Raw genomic sequence first — 20157 nt, forward strand, 5'->3', positions numbered from 1 at the left:
GCTCATGCCTTCAATCCTGCGTGTAGATCCTGCAAGCGACGCACGGTCTTTTCCGGACCGAACTTGAGCGCTTCACAGATAGCTTCGCCAGCAGCAATGGTGGTGGTGCAGTAGATCTTGTGCTGCAAGGCATTACGACGAATGGAGTAGGAGTCCGCGATCGACTGGCGACCTTCGGTGGTGTTGATGATCAGGGTGACTTCGTCATTCTTGATCATGTCGACCACGTGCGGACGGCCCTCCGTCACTTTGTTCACGCGACGTACTTTCAGGCCGGCAGCCTCGATCAGCTTGGCGGTCCCGGCGGTAGCCACGACTTCAAAGCCCAAGTTGATCAGATCACGGGCCACGCCTGCAACCAGTGGCTTGTCGTCATCACGCACGCTGATGAACGCAGTACCGCCGGTCGGCAGCACTTCGCTCGCACCCATCTGGGCCTTGGCGAAGGCTTCGCCGAAGGTGTCGCCCACGCCCATCACCTCACCGGTGGACTTCATTTCCGGGCCCAGGATCGGGTCCACGCCAGGGAATTTGGCGAAGGGGAACACCGCCTCTTTCACGCTGTAGAAGTTCGGAATGATTTCCTTGGTGAAGCCGATTTCCTTCAGGGTCTTACCGGCCATTACGCGCGCAGCGATCATGGCCAGGGACACACCGATGCACTTGGACACGAACGGCACGGTACGCGAAGCGCGCGGGTTGACTTCGATCACGTAGATGTCTTCGCCCTGCAGCGCCAACTGTACGTTCATCAGGCCGACCACACCCAGCTCCAGGGCCATTTTCTTGACCTGTTCGCGCATCTCGTCCTGGATGTGCGCCGGCAGCGAGTACGGCGGCAGCGAGCACGCGGAGTCACCGGAGTGAACACCTGCCTGTTCGATGTGCTGCATGATCGCGCCGATCACTACATCGGTACCGTCGCACACCGCGTCCACGTCCATTTCGATGGCGCAGTTGAGGAAGTGGTCGAGCAGCACCGGGCTGTCGTTGGAGACTTTCACCGCGTCACGCAGGTAGCGCTTGAGTTCCTCTTCTTCGTAGACGATTTCCATCGCCCGACCGCCCAGTACGTAGGACGGACGCACCACCAGCGGGTAGCCGATCTTGCTGGCTGCGCGAATGGCTTCATCTTCGCTGCGCACGGTGGCGTTTGGCGGCTGACGCAGATTCAGGCGCTCGACCATTTGCTGGAAGCGCTCGCGGTCTTCTGCGCGGTCAATGGCGTCCGGGCTGGTACCGATGATCGGCACGCCAGCGGCTTCCAGGGCACGCGCCAGTTTCAGCGGGGTTTGACCGCCGTACTGGACGATCACGCCTTTCGGCTTCTCGACGCGGCAGATTTCCAGTACGTCTTCCAGCGTGACCGGCTCGAAGTACAGGCGGTCGGACGTGTCGTAGTCGGTGGAAACCGTTTCCGGGTTGCAGTTGACCATGATGGTCTCGTACCCGTCTTCGCGCAGGGCGAGAGCGGCGTGTACGCAGCAGTAGTCAAACTCGATGCCCTGGCCGATACGGTTCGGACCGCCGCCCAGGATAATGATCTTGTCGCGGCCCGACGGCGCGGCTTCGCACTCTTCCTCATAGGTGGAGTACATGTAGGCGGTGTCGGTGGCGAACTCAGCAGCGCAGGTGTCAACGCGCTTGTAGACCGGGAAGATATCCAGCTTGTGGCGATGGGTACGCAGGTTCTTCTCGGTCACACCCAGCAGCTTGGCCAGACGCTGGTCGGAAAAGCCTTTGCGCTTGAGGCGGAACATCAGGTCGCGGTCGATGGACGACAGGCCCAGGGTCTTGACCTTCTCTTCTTCCTTGATCAGGTCTTCGATCTGCACCAGGAACCATGGGTCGATCATGTTCATGCCGAAAATATCTTCGACGCTCAGGCCGGCGCGGAAGGCGTCAGCCACATACCAGATACGCTCGGCGCCCGGTACGGTCAGCTCGCGCTTGAGGATGCTCATGCTTTCCGGGTTGCTCAGGTCGAGCTTCTCGTCCAGGCCGCACACACCGACTTCCAGGCCGCGCAGGGCTTTCTGCAGGGATTCCTGGAACGTGCGGCCGATGGCCATGACTTCACCCACAGACTTCATCTGGGTGGTCAGGCGCGCGTCGGCCTTGGCGAATTTCTCGAAGGCAAAGCGCGGCAGCTTGGTCACAACGTAGTCGATAGACGGCTCGAAGGACGCCGGCATCGCGCCGCCGGTGATTTCGTTTTGCAACTCGTCCAGGGTGTAACCGATCGCCAGCTTGGCCGCGATACGCGCAATCGGGAAGCCGGTGGCTTTCGATGCCAGGGCCGAAGAACGCGATACGCGCGGGTTCATCTCGATCACGACCATGCGGCCGGTGTCCGGGCAAATGCCGAACTGCACGTTGGAACCACCGGTTTCAACGCCGATTTCACGCAGTACCGCCAACGAGGCGTTACGCATGATCTGGTATTCCTTGTCCGTCAGGGTCTGCGCCGGCGCAACGGTGATCGAGTCACCGGTGTGCACGCCCATCGGGTCGAAGTTTTCGATGGAGCAGACGATGATGCAGTTGTCCTTTTTATCGCGGACAACCTCCATCTCGTATTCTTTCCAGCCGATCAGGGATTCATCGATCAGCAGCTCTTTGGTCGGCGACAGGTCCAGGCCACGGGCGCAGATTTCTTCGAACTCTTCACGGTTGTAGGCGATGCCACCACCGGTGCCGCCCATGGTAAAGGACGGACGGATAATGCACGGGAAGCCCAGCTTTTCGAGAACCGCGTTGGCCTCTTCCATGCTGTGGGCGATACCGGAGCGCGGGCAGTCAAGGCCGATGGACTTCATCGCCTTGTCGAAACGCGAACGGTCTTCCGCCTTATCGATGGTGTCGGCGTTTGCACCGATCATCTCGACGCCGAACTTTTCCAGAACGCCTTCGCGCTCCAGGTCCAGGGCGCAGTTCAGTGCGGTCTGGCCGCCCATGGTCGGCAGCAGCGCGTCCGGGCGCTCTTTCTCGATGATCTTGGCAACGGTCTGCCACTTGATCGGTTCGATGTAGGTGGCGTCGGCCATGGCCGGGTCGGTCATGATGGTGGCCGGGTTGGAGTTCACCAGGATGACGCGGTAGCCCTCCTCGCGCAGGGCTTTACAGGCCTGGGCGCCGGAGTAGTCGAATTCGCAGGCCTGGCCGATCACGATCGGGCCAGCGCCGAGAATCAGGATGCTTTTTATGTCTGTACGTTTTGGCATGGGTTTGTCACTCAAATCCGCAGGTCAGTCGGCAAGCCGTCTTGAACATTCTTTGAAGAACCTGTGGGGGCCACCGAATTTCGGGGCCACCCGCAGGCCGCTCAGTCAGCGTCGCTTGGCCATCTCATTGATGAAACGGTCGAACAGCGGCGCTACGTCGTTCGGGCCCGGGCTGGCTTCAGGGTGACCCTGGAAGCTGAACGCGCTCTTGTCGGTGCGCTCGATGCCTTGCAGGGAGCCGTCGAACAGCGACTTGTGAATGGCGCGCACATTCGAAGGCAGGCTCGCTTCATCCACCGCAAAACCGTGGTTCTGGCTGGTGATCATGACAATGCCGGTGTCCAGGTCCTGCACCGGGTGGTTGGCGCCGTGATGGCCGTGACCCATTTTCAGGGTCTTGGCGCCCGAGGCCAGGGCCAGCAGCTGGTGGCCCAGGCAGATACCGAATACCGGGATCTCGGTTTCCAGCACGTCCTTGATCGCCTGGATGGCATAGTCGCAGGGCTCGGGGTCACCCGGGCCGTTGGACAGGAACACGCCGTCCGGCTGCAGGGCGAGCACGTCGCTGGCCGGGGTTTGCGCCGGCACCACGGTCACGCGGCAGCCACGCTCAACCAGCATGCGCAGGATGTTGTACTTCACGCCGTAGTCGTAGGCCACAACGTGGTAGGGCAGGTCGGCGGCCTCGATAGTCGCGTGGCTGTCGGTCTTCAAGTCCCAGACCGTGGAGCGCCATTCGTACTTCTCTTTGACGCTGACCACTTTCGCCAGGTCCATGCCTTTCAGGCCAGGGAACCCTTGCGCTGCGGCAATCGCCGCCTCTTCGGAGATATTCTCACCGACCATGATGCAGCCGTTCTGCGAGCCTTTTTCACGCAGGATGCGCGTGAGACGGCGCGTATCGATACCGGCGATCGCCACAACGTTGTTGGCTTTCAGGTAATCGGACAGCGACATCGTGTTACGCCAGTTGCTCGCAACCAGTGGCAGGTCACGAATCACCAGACCGGCCGACCAGACACGATCAGACTCGGCATCTTCCGGTGTAGTACCGGTGTTGCCGATGTGCGGATAGGTCAGGGTAACGATCTGTTGGGCGTAGGAAGGATCGGTAAGGATTTCCTGATAGCCGGTCATGGCGGTGTTGAACACCACCTCTCCAACGGTCTGACCGTCGGCTCCAATGGCTTCGCCGCGAAAAATGCTGCCATCAGCAAGGGCGAGTATGGCTGGCTTAGTCAAGAAGACCTCCCGTAAATAAAGCCTGAAAGGGCGATCGCAGGTTGCAAAAAAGCGGAGTGACGTATGGACACGTCACCCCGCTTCTTCACTGAATTATTCTGCGCGCTTTTAGTGGACACACTAAAGCTGTAGCTTACAGAAAAAGGCTTTTTTGGTCCACCGCTAATGAGCCTGAAAGGCAGGGGAATGCGACAGGACGTCGCTTAGCGGGTAAAACGGGGCCCAAGCATAAGCTTGAGACCCTGTTTAAGCTACCGATTAGTGCAGGTCGAGCACATCACGCATGTCGTACAAGCCGGGCTCGCGCCCTTCCAGCCAGAGCGCAGCACGGACTGCGCCCTTGGCAAACGTCATGCGACTGGAGGCCTTGTGCGTGATTTCCAGGCGTTCGCCCTCAGTGGCAAACAACACAGTGTGATCACCGACCACATCACCACCGCGCACAGTGGCAAAACCAATGGTGTCGCGCGCGCGGGCACCGGTATGCCCTTCGCGGCCATACACCGCCACTTTCGACAGGTCACGCCCCAACGCATCAGCGATGGCCTCGCCCATGCGCAGCGCAGTCCCTGACGGTGCATCGATCTTGTGGCGATGATGGGTTTCGATAATCTCGATATCCGCTTCGTCGCCCAATACGCGAGCCGCCATGTCCAGCAGCTTGAGGGAAAGATTCACGCCCACGCTGAAGTTTGCGGCAAAGACGATTGGAATATCCTTGCCCGCCTGAGCCAGCAACTGCTTCTGCTCAACCGTCAAACCGGTGGTACCGATCACCATCGCCTTGCCTGCCTTGCGACAGAACGCCAGGTTTTCCAGCATGACCTCCGGCAGCGTGAAATCGATCAACACGTCGAACTCGTCGGCCACCTGCGCCAGATGACCGGACAACGAAACGCCGATGCGGCCCAGCGAGGCCAATTCACCGGCGTCCGCACCGATCAACGTGCTGCCCGGGCGCACGATCGCCGCGGTCAGCCCGGACGCCGGCGAGCGCTGCTGCACGGCCTCGACCAATGTCTTGCCCATGCGCCCGGCAGCGCCCATTACGGCTATACGTCGCATACTCAATTCCTTACAGGTCGCCGAAGAAGCGCTTCACGCCATCGAAAAAGCCCGTGGTTTTCGGCGAGTGAGAGTCATCACCTTCCAACGAACTGCGGAACTCTTCCAGCAGCTCACGCTGACGGCGATTCAGGTTGACCGGCGTTTCTACCGCTACGCGACACATCAGGTCGCCCGCCCCACCGCCACGCACGGGCGCAACGCCCTTGCCACGGATACGGAACTGCTTGCCGGTCTGCGTGCCTTCGGGAATTTTGAGCTTGACCCGACCGTCCAGCGTCGGGATTTCCAGCTCGCCACCCAGGGCCGCGTCGACAAAACTGATCGGCACTTCACAGAACAGATGCTTGCCATCGCGCTGGAAGATCGAGTGCTCGCGCACATTGATCACCACGTACAGGTCGCCTGTAGGCCCACCTTGAGCACCCGCCTCCCCTTCACCCGACAGGCGAATGCGGTCACCGGTATCCACGCCCGCCGGCACCTTCACCGACAGCGTTTTGTACTCTTCGACACGACCTTCGCCATGGCACGAGTCGCATGGGTCGGAAATGATCTTGCCCTGGCCGTGGCAACGCGGGCAGGTCTGCTGCACCGAGAAGAAGCCCTGCTGCATCCGGACCTGGCCGATACCGCCGCAGGTCGGGCAAGTGATGGGCGAGGAGCCCTTCTTGGCACCCGAGCCGTCGCACGGCTTGCAGTTGACCAGCGTCGGCACACGGATATTGACGCTGGTGCCGCGCACGGCTTCTTCCAGGTTCAGTTCCAGGGTGTAGCGCAAGTCGCTGCCACGCTGGGCCCCGCCACGCTGACCACCCCGGCCACCGCCAAAGAAATCACTGAACACATCACCGAAGATATCGGAGAAATTCTGGCCGCCAAACCCGGCACCGCCGCCGCCCATGCTTGGGTCGACACCGGCATGACCGTACTGGTCGTAGGCCGCACGCTTGTTGGGATCAGACAGACATTCGTAGGCCTCATTGGCCTCTTTGAACATTTCTTCGGATTCTTTGCTATCCGGATTACGGTCCGGGTGGTGCTTCATCGCCAGGCGACGGTAAGCCTTTTTCAGGTCCGCCTCGCTGGAACCGCGCTCCACACCCAATACTTCGTAATAGTCACGCTTTGCCATAAGTCTTTGCACTCTTAAGGACGTTCAGCCAGACCCTCCTGAGCCTCGCCAAACTCGTTGAGCCCCAATGCAGGCCCGGACCCAACTCACGTCAATTCAACGATCCTGGTCATTACTGTTTTTTAGCCGGTCACCCGACCAAAAACGCGGTATTTACTGCTCGGAAAGCAGGAGCATTCCCGATCACACCGCCAGCATCCGAACGCTGTCGCATACTGTAAAAATTCGCATACCCCAGACACGCCAACGCGGGAGCAAGCTCCCGCGCGGCGACATCCTACCAGTCACCGCTTGAAAGCGGTCAACCGGACAACCCAATTACTTGTTGTCTTTGACTTCTTCGAACTCGGCATCGACAACGTCGTCGTGCTTGGCTTCAGGCTCTGCCTGTTGCGCTGCAGCGTCAGTTGGCTGACCTTGTTCGGCATACATTTTCTGAGCGACCGGCGCGGAGACTTTCGACAGCTCCTCGATTTTGCTCTCGATAGCCGCCTTGTCGTCGCCTTTCACGGCGGCTTCCAGGGCAACCACGGCAGCTTCAATCGCGGCTTTCTCTTCAGCAGTCACTTTGTCGCCAGCATCAGCGATCATTTTGCGCGTCGAGTGAACCAGCGCATCACCCTGGTTACGGGCACCGGCCAGCTCGGCAAACTTGGCGTCCGCATCAGCGTTGGCTTCAGCATCACGAATCATCTGTTGAATTTCTTCATCAGACAGGCCGGAGTTGGCCTTGATGGTGATCTTCTGCTCTTTGCCGGTCGCCTTGTCTTTCGCACCAACGTGCAGGATACCGTTGGCGTCGATGTCGAAAGTCACTTCGATCTGCGGCACGCCACGTGGAGCTGGTGGAATCTCGGCCAGGTCGAACTTGCCCAGGGACTTGTTCTGGGCAGCCTGCTTACGCTCGCCTTGCAGCACGTGAATGGTCACGGCGCCCTGGTTGTCGTCGGCAGTCGAGAACACCTGGGATTTCTTGGTAGGAATCGTGGTGTTTTTCTCGATCAGCGCGGTCATCACGCCACCCATGGTTTCGATACCCAGGGTCAGCGGGCTGACGTCCAGCAGCAACACGTCTTTGACGTCACCCGCCAATACCGCGCCCTGGATGGCAGCACCCATGGCAACCGCTTCGTCCGGGTTCACGTCTTTACGGGCTTCTTTACCGAAGAACTCGGTGACTTTCTGCTGCACCAGCGGCATACGGGTCTGGCCACCGACCAGAATCACGTCGTTGATCGAGCCAACGTCGATACCGGCGTCTTTCAGTGCGATGCGGCATGGTTCGATGGTGCGCTGAACCAGGTCTTCAACCAGTGCTTCCAACTTGGCGCGAGAGATCTTCACGTTCAAGTGCTTGGGACCGGTGGCATCTGCAGTGATGTACGGCAGGTTCACGTCGGTGGACATGCTCGAAGACAGTTCGATCTTGGCTTTCTCAGCGGCTTCTTTGAGGCGCTGCATTGCCAGCGGATCACCCTTGAGGTTCATGCCGCTTTCTTTCTTGAATTCGTCAACGAGGTAGTCGATCAGACGGATGTCGAAGTCTTCACCGCCCAGGAACGTGTCACCGTTGGTGGCCAACACTTCGAACTGGTGCTCGCCGTCAACTTCAGCGATCTCGATGACGGAGACGTCGAAAGTACCACCACCCAAGTCATAAACGATCACGGTGTGGTCGCCTTTGGCCTTGTCCATACCGTAGGCCAGGGCAGCTGCGGTAGGTTCGTTGATGATACGTTTTACGTCCAGGCCCGCGATGCGGCCGGCGTCTTTGGTCGCCTGGCGCTGGCTGTCGTTGAAGTAGGCCGGAACGGTGATCACCGCTTCGGTCACGGTCTCACCGAGGTAGTCTTCGGCAGTCTTCTTCATCTTTTTCAAGACTTCAGCCGAGATCTGCGGCGCGGACATCTTGTTGCCGTTGACTTCAACCCAGGCGTCACCATTGTCAGCCTTGGCGATTTTGTAAGGCACCATTTTGATGTCTTTCTGTACGACTTCTTCGTCGAACTTACGACCGATCAGACGCTTTACCGCGTACAGGGTATTGTGCGGGTTGGTAACGGCCTGACGCTTGGCCGACTGACCGACCAGGATCTCGCCGTCGTTGGCGTAAGCGATGATCGACGGCGTGGTACGCGCGCCTTCAGCGTTTTCGATAACTTTGGCCTTGCCGTTTTCCATGACCGAGACGCACGAGTTGGTGGTCCCCAGGTCGATACCGATAATTTTGCCCATGATTGACTCTCCCGAAACTTGAATTTGGTTGCCGCAGCAGTTGTGGCTAACTGCGGTAGCACTTAATCGCTTGACTTATAAATGGGGGCCTTGCGGCGGATTTCAAGCCTGCTCATCAATAGAAGGCGAAACGGGTGCGGGAGCTTTGCTCACCACCACCATCGCCGGGCGCAGCAAGCGACCGTTGAGCAGATAGCCCTTCTGGAATACCTTCAATACACTGTTGGGCTCCAGGTCGTGGCTTTCCTGCATCGCCATCGCCTGATGGTGCTCAGCGTTGAACGGCTCGCCGCCTTGCGGATCGATGGCTTCCAGCTGATAACGCTTCAGGGTGTCCTGGAACATTTTCAGGGTCAGTTCGATCCCCTCACGCATCGGGCGGATGTTTTCGTCATCCGGATTGGACAGTTCAAGGCCGCGCTCCAGACTGTCGATAATCGGCAGCAGGTCGTTGGCGAATTTTTCCAAGGCGAATTTGTGAGCCTTTTCGACGTCCTGCTCGGCACGGCGGCGGACGTTCTGCAGATCGGCGGCAACACGCAACGACTGATCCTGCGCTGCGGCCAATTGCTCTTCGAGCACTTGCACACGAGTCCCCAGCTCATCACCGGCGGCCGAATTGGCGTCTGGCGTTTGCGTATCCTGCGTCTGTTCGTCAGCCATAGATTTCTCCTTTCAAAATCATGCGCGAACTCAACTCGCGCTTCTGTTCCGGTATATGGGGCCACAATTTTCAGGTTCAAGGGTGCAGGCGCTACCAAAAGTCTTTCGTATGTCTCGGATCATTTCCTGCCTCTACATTCCTTATTGAGCTAAAAAAAACTTTCGATCAAGCAAATCGAGCTAAGCGTCAGGATTGTCAGCCACAAACAAAACACTGTATAAATAACCAGACCTAAAGCCTGGGAGCGACCTTCATGCTCGTGCACCTGTCCGTACATAACTACGCCATCGTTGAACATCTGGATCTCGAACTGGATCGCGGCATGAGCGTAATCACAGGCGAGACCGGCGCCGGCAAGTCGATCATGCTCGACGCCCTGGGCCTGACACTTGGGGACCGCGCCGACAGTGGCGTGGTACGCCCCGGCGCCGACAAGGCCGATATCCTGGCCACCTTCGACCTGGCGGATATTCCCGAGGCCGAGGCCTGGCTGGCCGAGCGCGACCTCAATAACGAGGGCCCGTGCATTCTGCGCCGGGTGATCACCGCCGAAGGACGCTCACGCGGCTACATCAACGGCACACCCTGCCCCCTTGGCGACTTGAAAGCCCTGGGTGAACTGCTGATTGATATCCACAGCCAGCATGAGCATCAGTCCCTGCTGAAAACCGATACCCATCGCCGTCTGCTCGATGAGTACGCCGGTGCCACCGAACTTGCCCGCCAGGTTCACCTTGCCGCCCAACGCTGGCGCCAGACGCGCCAGGAACTGGAACGCCTTTCCAACTCCGGCGACGAGCAACGCGCTCGCCACCAATTGCTCAGCTATCAACTCGAAGAACTTGAAAGCCTGGGCCTGGGCGAAAACGAACTCGAGCAGCTTGAACAGGAACACAAGAACCTGACCAACGCCGAGACGTTGCTGGGTATCTGTCGCCAGGTGATCGAGCAATGCAGCGAAAGTGATTCCGGCAATGTGCTTAACGCGCTGACAGCGAGCCTCAATCGCCTGTCCAGCGTGAATAACGCGTCCGGCTCACTGAGTGAAGCCACTACCCTGCTGACCAGCGCGCAGATCCAGGTAGAAGAAGCGGTGGGTGAGCTGAACCGCTTCCTGGATCATTTCGATGCCGACCCGGCGCGCCTGCAGGAAATAGAGGAGCGCCTGGACACCATCTACACCCTGGCGCGCAAACATCGCATCCAGCCAACCGAAGTGGCGGCAATGCAGCAAAAGCTGCTGGATGAAATCGAAACCCTGAACGCGAACGACGAGTCCATTGAGCGCCTCGGCGAAGAACTCGCCTCCTTCGCCCGTCATTATCAGGAAAAGGCTTGTGAGCTGAGCGACCTTCGCCAGCAGGCCGCTACCCGCCTGGCCGGTGCGGTGGAGCAGGAAATTCAGCGCCTGGGCATGCCCGGTGGCCGCTTCACTATCCAGTTGCACGCCAATACCAGCCACGAGCTGCAACCTCACGGACTGGAACAGGTGGAGCTGCTGGTCAGCGCCAACCCGGGGCAACCGCTCAAAGCCCTGGCAAAAGTCGCCTCCGGCGGCGAGCTTTCACGGATCAGCCTGGCGATTCAGGTCATTACTGCGCAAACCTCGCGTGTACCGACTCTGGTATTCGATGAAGTGGACGTAGGCATTGGCGGGCCGACCGCCGAGATTGTTGGTCAGTTGTTGCGACGCCTGGGCGATCGGGGCCAGGTACTGACGGTGACCCACTTACCGCAAGTGGCAGCTCAGGGGCATCAGCACTTGTTCGTGCACAAGGTGCGCGGCAGCGATGCGACGCGCACGGCAGTGTCCAAGCTGAACAAGTCGGAGCGCGTGGAAGAAGTGGCGCGGATGCTGGGCGGTATTGATTTGACCAAAGAGTCCCTGGCGCATGCGAAGAAGATGGTCGTAGCGGCGAAGGCCTGAAGCGAGCATTTTTCTTCTTATATAAAGCACGAAGGCGACCCTAGGGTCGCCTTCAATCGTTTTGCAGAGCGAATCTGCGTCGATTTTTACTTTTTCTTACGGATGTACAGCACCAGATTATGGTCGACCAAATCGAAGCCATGCTCCTCAGCGATCTTATGCTGCAGCGCTTCGATCTCAGGGCTGGTGAACTCGATAACCTCATTGGTATCCAGGTCAACCATATGGTCGTGGTGCCCGCCGTCGGCCAATTCAAACACTGCATGACCGCCGTCGAAATTATGACGAACCACCAGCCCTGCGGCTTCAAACTGGGTCAGGACACGGTAAACCGTGGCCAGGCCGACGTCCTCATTAGACTCCATCAGCGCCTTGTAAACGTCCTCGGCACTCATGTGGCGCTGCTCAGCAGAATCGAGCATTTGTAGAATCTTGACTCGGGGCAGAGTCACTTTGAGACCGGCTTTGCGTAGTTCGCTATTTTCAACCATGGTTAGCTTTCTCGCGGATGCTGCTTCGCAGCTTCTCTTAATACGGGTATGATCGGCGTTTACGTTGTCCCAGCCAAGATAGTGGAAGTCGCCCACCGATGCAAAACACCAAGCTCTTGCTAACCAGTTTCACCTTTGTGGGACTGCTCGCACTCGCCGGTTGTTCATTCCCCGGGGTTTACAAAATCGACATCCAGCAGGGCAATGTCGTCACGCAGGACATGATAGACCAGTTACGCCCGGGAATGACCCGACGGCAAGTACGGTTTATCATGGGTAACCCCCTGCTGACCGACACTTTCCATGCCGATCGCTGGGATTATCTCTACAGTCTCCAGCCTGGCGGCGGTGAGCGCCAGCAGGAGCGCGTCAGCGTCATTTTCAATGGCAATGACCAGCTTGTCAGCCTGTCCGGCGACTTCATGCCTGGCGTCAGCCGCGATGAAGCGCTGCTGGGCAAAGACAGCGGCACCAGCGTGACCGCCCCTGCTCAGGAAGCCGAGAAGCCGAAATCCGAGGTGCCGGCCAAGCCAGGCTCCTTACTGGACCAGATCCAGAAAGACGTCGATGGCGTGGAAACCGTGCCCGTCCCGACGCCACAGCCTCTGGACACCAGCCCGCAGTAACAAGGCAACACTCAACAAAAAGCCCGGCATGCCGGGCTTTTTGTTGTCTGGCCGATTTATCAACCTTGCTGCCTGGCCTTCGCCGCTTTGGCCGCACGCTGTCTGCGCACTTCCTTGGGATCTGCCAGCAACGGCCGGTAGATCTCAATTCGATCACCCGGCTGGACGACACGCACATCAGCGTCCGCAACCACCTTTCCGAAAATCCCCAACGGGCATTCGGCCAGCGCCGGCTGCGCAAACTGCTCAGCAATCCCCGACATGCGCACCGCCTCCCTCAGACTCGTGCCCATCGGGACCGTTAGCGCCAGTAAAACCTGGCGATCAACGGCGGCATACACCACTTCAATATCAACCATGCAGTTGCTTGGCCCGCTCACAGAACGCATCCACCAGCGTATTCGCCGCCTGATTGAACAAAGGCCCTAATGTCGCCCTGATAATCGGTCCTGCGTAGTCGAAGGATAAATCCAGGCTGATCTTGCAGGCCTTGTCCGTCAGCGCCTTGAATACCCAGACTCCATGCAACTGGGTGAACGGCCCTTCCTGCAAATTCATCTCGATGGATTTTCCAGGCACCAGCACATTGCGCGTAACAAAATGCTGGCTAAGTCCACCCTTGGCTACGCCGACGCTGGCAACCATGTACGCGTCACCACTCTCCAAAACCTCGGCAGTGGAGCACCACGGCAAAAATTCCGGGTAACGCGCCACGTCGTTGACCAGGTCATAGAGCGCCTGCGCGGGGTATGGCAGCAGGGCCGAACGTTGAATATGCGTCGTCATGTGAGCGTTACTTCCACAGCTGAGCGGGCAAACATCGCGAAACAACAGCCTGATCCGCGAGAGAAAAAAACCAAAGAACTGCCCGCATTGTCCGGGATTCGTCCAACACGCTCAAGCACGCAGGTTGACCGTAGCCGACACGCTCGCAACTCCCTATAATGCCGCCCCTATGGCTAAACAAAAGAAACACCCCACAGGGACCATCGCGCAAAATAAAAAAGCGCGACACGATTACTTCATCGAACATCGGTTCGAGGCTGGTCTGGTCCTGGCCGGCTGGGAAGTAAAAAGTCTGCGTGCCAGCAAGCTGCAGCTGGTCGACAGCTATGTGCTGCTCAAGGATGGCGAGGCGTGGCTGCTGGGCAGTCATATCACCCCGCTGACCACCGCGAGCACCCACGTGATTGCCGACCCGGTGCGCACGCGCAAGCTGCTGCTCAATGCCCGCGAGCTGGAAAAACTCGCTGCGGCAGTGCAACAGAAAGGCTACGCGTGCATCTGCTTGTCCTGGTACTGGAGCAAGCATCTGGTCAAGTGCGAAATTGCGCTGGGCAAAGGCAAGAAGGAATACGACAAACGCGATACCGAACGCGAGCGCGACTCCAATCGCGAATTGCATCGCGCTGTGCGTAACAAGGGCAAGGAAGACTAACCTTGCGACGATGTAGCGTCGGGCGGCTCGCCCGACGCTACATGCCTTTCCGTCGCTCCGCCCGGGCTACGCGCTGAACCTCCTGACGAACCTCCTCCAGCACTTCCTGCACATACAGCAGGTGACGTGTTGAAATCTCCCGCGCCTGCTCGGCCCGCCCTTCAATAATGGCCAGGTACAGATCGCGATGCTGGCTGATCAGCATGTCGCGGGTCTCGGTGCGCTGCTGATACATGCCGCCAATGTTTGTCACCACGTTGCGCTTGAGCAGATCAAACAACCCGCGAATGGTGTGCAGCAACACGGCGTTATGACTGGCTTCGGCAATAGCCAGGTGAAACCGCGCATCGGCCGCGCCCTCCTCCACTCGACTCACCTCATCGACCCGCGCATAGCAATCCTGCAACGCTTCGAACGCCGCCGTCAGCCGTTCACGGTCCACTTCGGTTGCGCGTAACGCCGCGTAATAAGCACAGGAAGCCTCAAGCGTCTGGCGAAACTCCAACAGATCCCGCTGCGCTTCCGGATTGTTTTCCAGCAGATGCAAAAGAGGGTCGCTGAAGGTCGACCCCAGGGATTCCACCACATAGTTGCCGCCACCCTGACGACTGACCAACAACCCTTTGGCCGCCAGCTTCTGGATGGCTTCGCGCAGCGACGGGCGCGATACGCCAAACTGTTCAGCCAATGCGCGCTCGGCCGGCAAGCGCTCGCCCGACTTGAGCGTGCCCTCGAGGATCATGCTCTCGAGCTGCTCGACGATATCGTCAGACAAACGGCGCTGACGCACCTGATCAAACCCCATACCCACTCTCCACCATCCCGACCACGCGCCGGGGCTTCTATTCTGGCCTATCGCCGCGCTCCCGGCACCTATCAGAACGCCTCGGATTTTCCCGATCAGAACGCCGCACGCCCACCTGTACGACCAAAGTTTCGCGAGCGGCAAATTGACACACCCCTGCCAAGCCTCTTAATCTAGCCCACAGCGACTGTAAATTGGTATTACCAATTATCCACAGCGTACAAACAACAACAATCAGGGGCCACCCCATATGCAAACCTGGCAACAGCTCTACAGCCCACTCGGCAGTCTCGGCGTGTCCGCACTGGCCGCCGTTATCCCCATCGTATTTTTCTTCCTGGCCCTGGCTGTATTCCGCCTTAAGGGCCACGTGGCCGGCAGCATTACCCTCGCGCTGTCGATCCTCGTGGCCATCTTCGCCTTCCAGATGCCGGTGGACATGGCCCTGGCCGCCGCCGGCTACGGCTTCGCCTATGGTTTGTGGCCGATTGCGTGGATCATCGTGGCGGCGGTATTTCTCTACAAGTTGACGGTCAAGAGCGGTCAGTTCGAGGTAATCCGCAGCTCGGTCCTGTCGATTACCGACGACCAGCGCTTGCAGGTACTGCTGATCGGCTTCTGCTTCGGAGCGTTCCTCGAAGGGGCGGCCGGTTTCGGCGCACCCGTGGCCATTACCGCCGCGCTGTTGGTCGGCCTGGGTTTCAACCCGCTCTACGCGGCCGGCCTGTGCCTGATTGCCAACACCGCCCCGGTCGCCTTTGGTGCGCTGGGTATCCCCATCATTGTGGCAGGCCAGGTCACCGGCATCGACGCCTTCAAGATCGGCGCCATGACCGGCCGCCAACTGCCCCTGTTGTCGCTGTTCGTGCCGTTCTGGCTGGTGTTCATGATGGACGGCCTGCGCGGCGTCCGCGAAACCTGGCCGGCAGCCCTGGTGGCGGGCCTGAGCTTTGCCGTCACCCAGTACTTCACATCCAACTTCATCGGCCCGGAACTGCCCGACATCACCTCGGCACTGGCCAGCCTGATTGCCCTGACCTTGTTCCTCAAAGTCTGGCAACCCAAGCGCAGCGCCGGCGCGCAGATTGCCGGCGCCACCTCGGGCACGGCGGTTACCGCCAGCGCCGGCGGCTTCGGCTTGCCCCGCAACACGATTGTTTCGCCGTACAGCCTGGGGCAGATTTTCAAGGCATGGTCGCCCTTCCTGATCCTCACCGTGCTGGTGACCATCTGGACCCTCAAGCCCTTCAAGGCAATGTTCGCCGCGGGCGGCTCGATGTACAGCTGGGTGTTCAATTTCGCGATCCCGCACCTGGACCAACTGGTGATCAAAGTCGCGCCGATCGTCACCACCCCCACCGCCCTACCGGCCGTGTTCAAGCTGGACCCGATTTCAGCAACCGGCACCGCGATTTTCTTCTCCGCGCTGATCTCGATGGCGGTCCTGAAAATAGACCTCAAGACTGGTCTTACCACTTTAAAAGAGACCTTCTACGAGCTACGCTGGCCGATCCTGTCCATCGGCATGGTGCTGGCCTTCGCCTTTGTTACCAACTACTCGGGCATGTCCTCGACCATGGCGCTGGTGCTGGCCGGCACCGGCGCGGCCTTCCCGTTTTTCTCACCGTTCCTCGGCTGGCTCGGCGTTTTCCTGACAGGCTCGGACACCTCGTCCAATGCACTGTTCAGCTCGTTGCAAGCCACCACCGCCCACCAGATCGGCGTCAACGACACTTTGCTGGTGGCGGCGAATACCAGTGGCGGCGTGACCGGCAAAATGATTTCGCCGCAATCGATCGCCGTGGCCTGTGCCGCGACCGGCTTGGTCGGCAAGGAATCCGACCTGTTCCGCTTTACCCTTAAACACAGCCTGTTCTTCGCCACGATCGTCGGGCTGATCACCCTGGCACAGGCGTATTGGTTCACCGGTATGCTGGTGCACTGAGACCTGCACGCAATAGGGTAAGAATCGACGCCGGACAACGGTTCCGGCGTCAGCTATTTCTGGAGGACCGATGAGCCTGCCTGCCGCATTCCTGAGCGACGTCGCACAACTGATCCCGAAGGATCGGCGTTTTGACGATCCACTTTCCACCCTCGCCTTCGGCACCGATGCCAGCTTTTACCGATTGATCCCACAGTTGGTGATACGCGTGGAGTCGGAAGACGAAGTCGTCACGCTGCTGCAACTGGCCCAGCGCGACCGCGTCGCCGTGACCTTTCGCGCGGCGGGCACCAGCTTGTCCGGCCAGGCCATCAGCGACTCGGTGCTGATCGTGCTGGGTGATCAGTGGAATGGCCGCGAAATTCGCGGGCAAGGTCTGCAGATCCGCCTGCAACCCGGCGTCATCGGCGCTCAGGCCAATGCCTGGCTGGCGCCATTCGGGCGCAAGATCGGGCCGGACCCGGCGTCCATCAACGCCTGCAAGATAGGCGGCATCGTCGCCAACAACGCCAGCGGCATGTGCTGCGGCACGGCGCAAAATACCTACCACACCCTGGCAGGCATTCGCCTGGTCCTGGCCGATGGCAGCCGCCTGGACACCGAAGACCCCGCCAGCATCCAGGCCTTCCGCCACACCCATGGCGAGCTGCTAGAACGCCTGGCCACACTGGGCCGCGAGACGCGGGCAAACGCCGAACTGGCGGCAAAGATCCGCCACAAATACCGTCTGAAAAATACCACCGGCCTGTCACTGAACGCCCTGGTGGATTTCGATGACCCGCTGGATATCCTTAGCCATTTGCTGGTGGGGTCTGAGGGCACGCTGGGGTTTATCAGCGCCGTGACCTACGACACGGTGATCGATCATCCGAATAAAGCCTCGGCACTCATCGTATTCCCGGACGTCGAAACCTGCTGCAACGCGGTCACCGTGCTGAAAACCCAACCGGTATCGGCGGTTGAGCTGCTGGACCGGCGCAGCCTGCGCTCGGTACAGAACAAACCGGGTATGCCGGCGTTCGTACAGCAACTATCGGAAAATGCCTGCGCGCTGCTGATCGAGTCCCGCGCCGCCACTTCCTCGTTACTGCATGAACAACTGGCGCTGATCATGGCCTCCCTCGCCTCTTTTGCGGTGGAGAAACAGGTCGACTTCACCGAAGACCCGCTGGAAAACGCCCGGCTCTGGGCCATCCGCAAGGACACCTTCCCCGCCGTAGGCGCCGTGCGCAAAACCGGCACTACCGTGATCATCGAGGACATCACCTTCCCGGTCGAGCAACTGGCGCTTGGCGTCAACCGCTTGATCGAACTGTTCGACAAACACCACTACGACGAAGCCATCCTTTTCGGACACGCCCTGGAAGGCAATCTGCACTTCGTCTTCACCCAAGGCTTCAATAGCGCGGAAGAAGTCGCACGCTATCAAGCGTTCATGGACGACGTTGCGCAGTTGGTGGCGGTTGAGTTCGGTGGCTCGTTGAAAGCCGAACACGGCACCGGCCGCAATATGGCGCCGTTTGTCGAACTGGAATGGGGCCGCGATGCCTACCAACTGATGTGGCAGCTCAAGCGCCTGCTCGACCCCAACGGCATCCTCAACCCGGACGTGGTGCTCAGCGAAGACCCGCAGATTCACCTCAAACACCTCAAGCCCCTGCCCGCCGCCGATGAGCTTGTGGATAAGTGCATCGAATGCGGGTTCTGCGAGCCGGTATGCCCGTCGAAAGGTCTGACCCTGAGCCCGCGCCAACGCATCGTGATCTGGCGCGACATCCAGGCCAAACAACGCGCCGGCGTCGATACCACCGAACTGGAAGCGGCCTACCGCTACCAAGGCATCGACACCTGCGCCGCGACCGGCCTCTGCGCCCAACGCTGCCCTGTAGGCATCAATACCGGCGACCTGGTGAAAAAGCTGCGCAGCCGCGACGCCGACCGTACGAAAACCGCCGACTGGCTCGCCACCCATTTCGCCACCGCGCTGCAAGGCGCGCGTTTTACCCTGCATGTCGCCAACGGCGCGCGCATGCTGCTGGGCGCCCCACGCCTGGCGAAGTTATCGGCCACCGTCACCCGACTGTCCAAGGGACAAGTCCCGCAGTGGACCAACGCCATGCCACAACCGGAAAAAGCCATTCGCTTCAGCCCGGCCGTCACCGACGAGCGACCCCGGGTGGTCTACCTGGCGGCGTGCGTCTCACGCGCCATGGGCCCGGCGGCGGGGGATAAAGAGCAGATGTCGCTGTACGACAAAACCCGTGGCCTGCTGGAAAAAGCCGGTTACCAGGTCGTCTTTCCCGACCACCAGGACAATCTGTGCTGCGGCCAGCCCTTCGCCTCCAAAGGCTACGCCGAACAGGCCGAACACAAGCGCCAGGAACTGATCGGCGCCCTGCTCCACGCCAGCCGTGGCGGCCTCGACCCGATCTATTGCGACACCAGCCCGTGCACCCTGCGCCTGACGCAAGACCTGTGCGAGACACGCCTGGACCTCTACGACCCGGTGCGCTTTATCCGCACCCACCTCATGGACCGCCTCGACTTCACGCCGCAGGAAGCGCCCATTGCCGTCCACGTCACCTGCAGCACCCAGCACCTGGGCGAAAGCCAGGCGCTGATCGACCTCGCCCGACGCTGCGCCAGGACCGTCGTCATCCCCGAAGGCATTCACTGCTGCGGCTTCGCCGGCGACAAAGGCTTCACCACCCCGGAACTCAACGCCCACTCACTGCGCACCCTCAAGGACGCGGTGCAACACTGCAGCGAAGGCATCTCCACCAGCCGCACCTGCGAGATCGGCTTGAGCCAGCACGGCGGCATCGACTATCACGGGCTGGTCTACCTCGTGGACCGCGTCACCCAGGCCCGCGCCCATTAACCCCGCAAAATAAAACAGAACCCCGGCGCGCCGGCGTAGTCATCTGCATAGGCCTCGACAAGCGAGGCCTATCAGTGATGTCGCTGGCAGGCCCTCAACGCCAGCAGCGTCGAGCCCTTTTGCGCAAGGAGATACCCTATGAAGCGTTCCGCTCTTGCTGGCTTGTTCATCACCGCTGCGATGCTGGCATCCCCCGCCTTTGCGGCCGGTGATAAAGACCTCTGCGAGATCAATCTGGACAAAATCAACAACGGCAAAGCCCTGCTGTCCACCGACACCAGTGGCAAAAGCGGCGAAATCGACACCGCCGTCGCCCAAGCCAAGGCAGCCAGCGCCGCCGGTGACCACAAGAAGTGCATCGAAATCACCTCCAAGGCCCTGCAAGACCTGCAGAACAGCGAGAAAGGCGGTCAGTAAGCGATAGGGCCGACCTTCGGGTTGGCCTTTCCTGAAGGTTTGGCGTACACTACACAAGCTTG

General features: G+C 59.8%; 16 protein-coding genes. 6 read left to right on the plus strand and 10 right to left on the minus strand.

What is annotated here, in order from left to right; all coding sequences use genetic code 11:
* Nucleotides 1-2: 2 nt before the first annotated feature.
* The 6 genes from carB to grpE all read right to left on the minus strand — a co-directional run bounded on the left by carB (nucleotide 3) and on the right by grpE (nucleotide 9564).
* Nucleotides 3-3224 (minus strand): carbamoyl-phosphate synthase large subunit, encoded by a 3222-nt coding sequence (gene carB, locus MRY17_RS22065; protein WP_065883937.1) that lies wholly within the window; start codon nucleotides 3222-3224, stop codon nucleotides 3-5.
* Between the two features lie 105 nt (nucleotides 3225-3329).
* On the minus strand, nucleotides 3330-4466 hold the full coding sequence (gene carA, locus MRY17_RS22070) for a glutamine-hydrolyzing carbamoyl-phosphate synthase small subunit (RefSeq protein WP_191953213.1): 1137 nt from the start codon (nucleotides 4464-4466) through the stop codon (nucleotides 3330-3332).
* Between the two features lie 258 nt (nucleotides 4467-4724).
* Nucleotides 4725-5531 (minus strand): 4-hydroxy-tetrahydrodipicolinate reductase, encoded by an 807-nt coding sequence (gene dapB, locus MRY17_RS22075; RefSeq protein WP_057725010.1) that lies wholly within the window; start codon nucleotides 5529-5531, stop codon nucleotides 4725-4727.
* Nucleotides 5532-5541: 10 nt separating this feature from the next.
* Nucleotides 5542-6666 carry a molecular chaperone DnaJ gene (dnaJ, locus tag MRY17_RS22080; RefSeq protein ID WP_124425022.1) on the minus strand — a complete coding sequence of 375 codons (1125 nt, stop codon included), beginning with the start codon at nucleotides 6664-6666 and terminating at the stop codon, nucleotides 5542-5544.
* A 318-nt stretch (nucleotides 6667-6984) separates the two neighbouring features.
* On the minus strand, nucleotides 6985-8901 hold the full coding sequence (dnaK, locus tag MRY17_RS22085; RefSeq protein WP_191953214.1) for a molecular chaperone DnaK: 1917 nt from the start codon (nucleotides 8899-8901) through the stop codon (nucleotides 6985-6987).
* Nucleotides 8902-9003: 102 nt separating this feature from the next.
* Nucleotides 9004-9564 carry a nucleotide exchange factor GrpE gene (gene grpE, locus MRY17_RS22090; RefSeq protein ID WP_057725007.1) on the minus strand — a complete coding sequence of 187 codons (561 nt, stop codon included), beginning with the start codon at nucleotides 9562-9564 and terminating at the stop codon, nucleotides 9004-9006.
* 254 nt (nucleotides 9565-9818) lie between these two features.
* On the opposite strand from grpE, the gene recN reads away from it, so the two are divergent.
* Nucleotides 9819-11492: a DNA repair protein RecN gene (gene recN / locus MRY17_RS22095; RefSeq protein ID WP_243352852.1), complete on the plus strand. Its 1674-nt coding sequence runs from the start codon at nucleotides 9819-9821 to the stop codon at nucleotides 11490-11492.
* Between the two features lie 86 nt (nucleotides 11493-11578).
* On the opposite strand, the gene fur is transcribed toward recN, so the two are convergent.
* Complete coding sequence (fur, locus tag MRY17_RS22100) at nucleotides 11579-11983, minus strand: ferric iron uptake transcriptional regulator (protein ID WP_003194220.1); 405 nt, start codon at nucleotides 11981-11983, stop codon at nucleotides 11579-11581.
* Between the two features lie 98 nt (nucleotides 11984-12081).
* On the opposite strand from fur, the gene MRY17_RS22105 reads away from it, so the two are divergent.
* Nucleotides 12082-12609, plus strand: coding sequence for an outer membrane protein assembly factor BamE (locus MRY17_RS22105; protein ID WP_057725005.1), 528 nt, complete (start codon nucleotides 12082-12084; stop codon nucleotides 12607-12609).
* Nucleotides 12610-12668: 59 nt separating this feature from the next.
* Here the strand turns inward: MRY17_RS22105 and MRY17_RS22110 are convergent, their stop codons facing one another.
* Together MRY17_RS22110 and MRY17_RS22115 are read right to left on the minus strand one after the other, a co-directional pair.
* The gene (locus tag MRY17_RS22110; protein ID WP_191953215.1) at nucleotides 12669-12968 is read right to left on the minus strand and encodes an RnfH family protein; all 300 of its coding nucleotides are present in this window, start codon (nucleotides 12966-12968) and stop codon (nucleotides 12669-12671) included.
* Complete coding sequence (locus MRY17_RS22115; protein ID WP_124425025.1) at nucleotides 12961-13395, minus strand: type II toxin-antitoxin system RatA family toxin; 435 nt, start codon at nucleotides 13393-13395, stop codon at nucleotides 12961-12963. Before MRY17_RS22115 ends, MRY17_RS22110 begins: the two co-directional genes overlap by 8 nt.
* Before the next feature lie 169 nt (nucleotides 13396-13564).
* Here MRY17_RS22115 and smpB point away from each other — a divergent pair, with 169 nt between their 5' ends.
* Nucleotides 13565-14047 (plus strand): SsrA-binding protein SmpB, encoded by a 483-nt coding sequence (smpB, locus tag MRY17_RS22120; RefSeq protein ID WP_003235073.1) that lies wholly within the window; start codon nucleotides 13565-13567, stop codon nucleotides 14045-14047.
* A gap of 37 nt (nucleotides 14048-14084) precedes the next feature.
* On the opposite strand, the gene MRY17_RS22125 is transcribed toward smpB, so the two are convergent.
* Nucleotides 14085-14852, minus strand: coding sequence for a GntR family transcriptional regulator (locus MRY17_RS22125; RefSeq protein WP_243352853.1), 768 nt, complete (start codon nucleotides 14850-14852; stop codon nucleotides 14085-14087).
* Between the two features lie 250 nt (nucleotides 14853-15102).
* Here MRY17_RS22125 and MRY17_RS22130 point away from each other — a divergent pair, with 250 nt between their 5' ends.
* From MRY17_RS22130 to MRY17_RS22140, 3 genes are all read left to right on the plus strand, one after another.
* Nucleotides 15103-16797, plus strand: a complete 1695-nt coding sequence (locus MRY17_RS22130; RefSeq protein WP_243352854.1) for a lactate permease LctP family transporter — start codon at nucleotides 15103-15105, stop codon at nucleotides 16795-16797.
* Nucleotides 16798-16867: 70 nt separating this feature from the next.
* Nucleotides 16868-19678, plus strand: a complete 2811-nt coding sequence (locus MRY17_RS22135; protein WP_243352855.1) for an FAD-binding and (Fe-S)-binding domain-containing protein — start codon at nucleotides 16868-16870, stop codon at nucleotides 19676-19678.
* 138 nt (nucleotides 19679-19816) lie between these two features.
* Complete coding sequence (locus MRY17_RS22140; RefSeq protein WP_243352856.1) at nucleotides 19817-20095, plus strand: hypothetical protein; 279 nt, start codon at nucleotides 19817-19819, stop codon at nucleotides 20093-20095.
* Nucleotides 20096-20157: the final 62 nt, after the last annotated feature.

The organism is Pseudomonas orientalis, from assembly GCF_022807995.1.
GTDB classification, from domain to species: Bacteria; Pseudomonadota; Gammaproteobacteria; order Pseudomonadales; family Pseudomonadaceae; genus Aquipseudomonas; species Aquipseudomonas orientalis_B.

Excerpts from the sequence above, each read along its gene's own strand:
- MRY17_RS22135 (WP_243352855.1), top strand. The coding sequence starts at position 16,868 with ATGAGCCTGCCTGCCGCATTCCTGAGCGACGTCGCACAACTGATCCCG.
- dnaK (WP_191953214.1), bottom strand. The coding sequence starts at position 8,901 with ATGGGCAAAATTATCGGTATCGACCTGGGGACCACCAACTCGTGCGTC.
- dapB (WP_057725010.1), bottom strand. The coding sequence starts at position 5,531 with ATGCGACGTATAGCCGTAATGGGCGCTGCCGGGCGCATGGGCAAGACA.
- MRY17_RS22140 (WP_243352856.1), top strand. The coding sequence starts at position 19,817 with ATGAAGCGTTCCGCTCTTGCTGGCTTGTTCATCACCGCTGCGATGCTG.
- recN (WP_243352852.1), top strand. The coding sequence starts at position 9,819 with ATGCTCGTGCACCTGTCCGTACATAACTACGCCATCGTTGAACATCTG.
- smpB (WP_003235073.1), top strand. The coding sequence starts at position 13,565 with ATGGCTAAACAAAAGAAACACCCCACAGGGACCATCGCGCAAAATAAA.
- MRY17_RS22125 (WP_243352853.1), bottom strand. The coding sequence starts at position 14,852 with ATGGGGTTTGATCAGGTGCGTCAGCGCCGTTTGTCTGACGATATCGTC.
- MRY17_RS22115 (WP_124425025.1), bottom strand. The coding sequence starts at position 13,395 with ATGACGACGCATATTCAACGTTCGGCCCTGCTGCCATACCCCGCGCAG.
- grpE (WP_057725007.1), bottom strand. The coding sequence starts at position 9,564 with ATGGCTGACGAACAGACGCAGGATACGCAAACGCCAGACGCCAATTCG.
- dnaJ (WP_124425022.1), bottom strand. The coding sequence starts at position 6,666 with ATGGCAAAGCGTGACTATTACGAAGTATTGGGTGTGGAGCGCGGTTCC.
- carB (WP_065883937.1), bottom strand. The coding sequence starts at position 3,224 with ATGCCAAAACGTACAGACATAAAAAGCATCCTGATTCTCGGCGCTGGC.
- fur (WP_003194220.1), bottom strand. The coding sequence starts at position 11,983 with ATGGTTGAAAATAGCGAACTACGCAAAGCCGGTCTCAAAGTGACTCTG.
- MRY17_RS22110 (WP_191953215.1), bottom strand. The coding sequence starts at position 12,968 with ATGGTTGATATTGAAGTGGTGTATGCCGCCGTTGATCGCCAGGTTTTA.
- MRY17_RS22105 (WP_057725005.1), top strand. The coding sequence starts at position 12,082 with ATGCAAAACACCAAGCTCTTGCTAACCAGTTTCACCTTTGTGGGACTG.
- MRY17_RS22130 (WP_243352854.1), top strand. The coding sequence starts at position 15,103 with ATGCAAACCTGGCAACAGCTCTACAGCCCACTCGGCAGTCTCGGCGTG.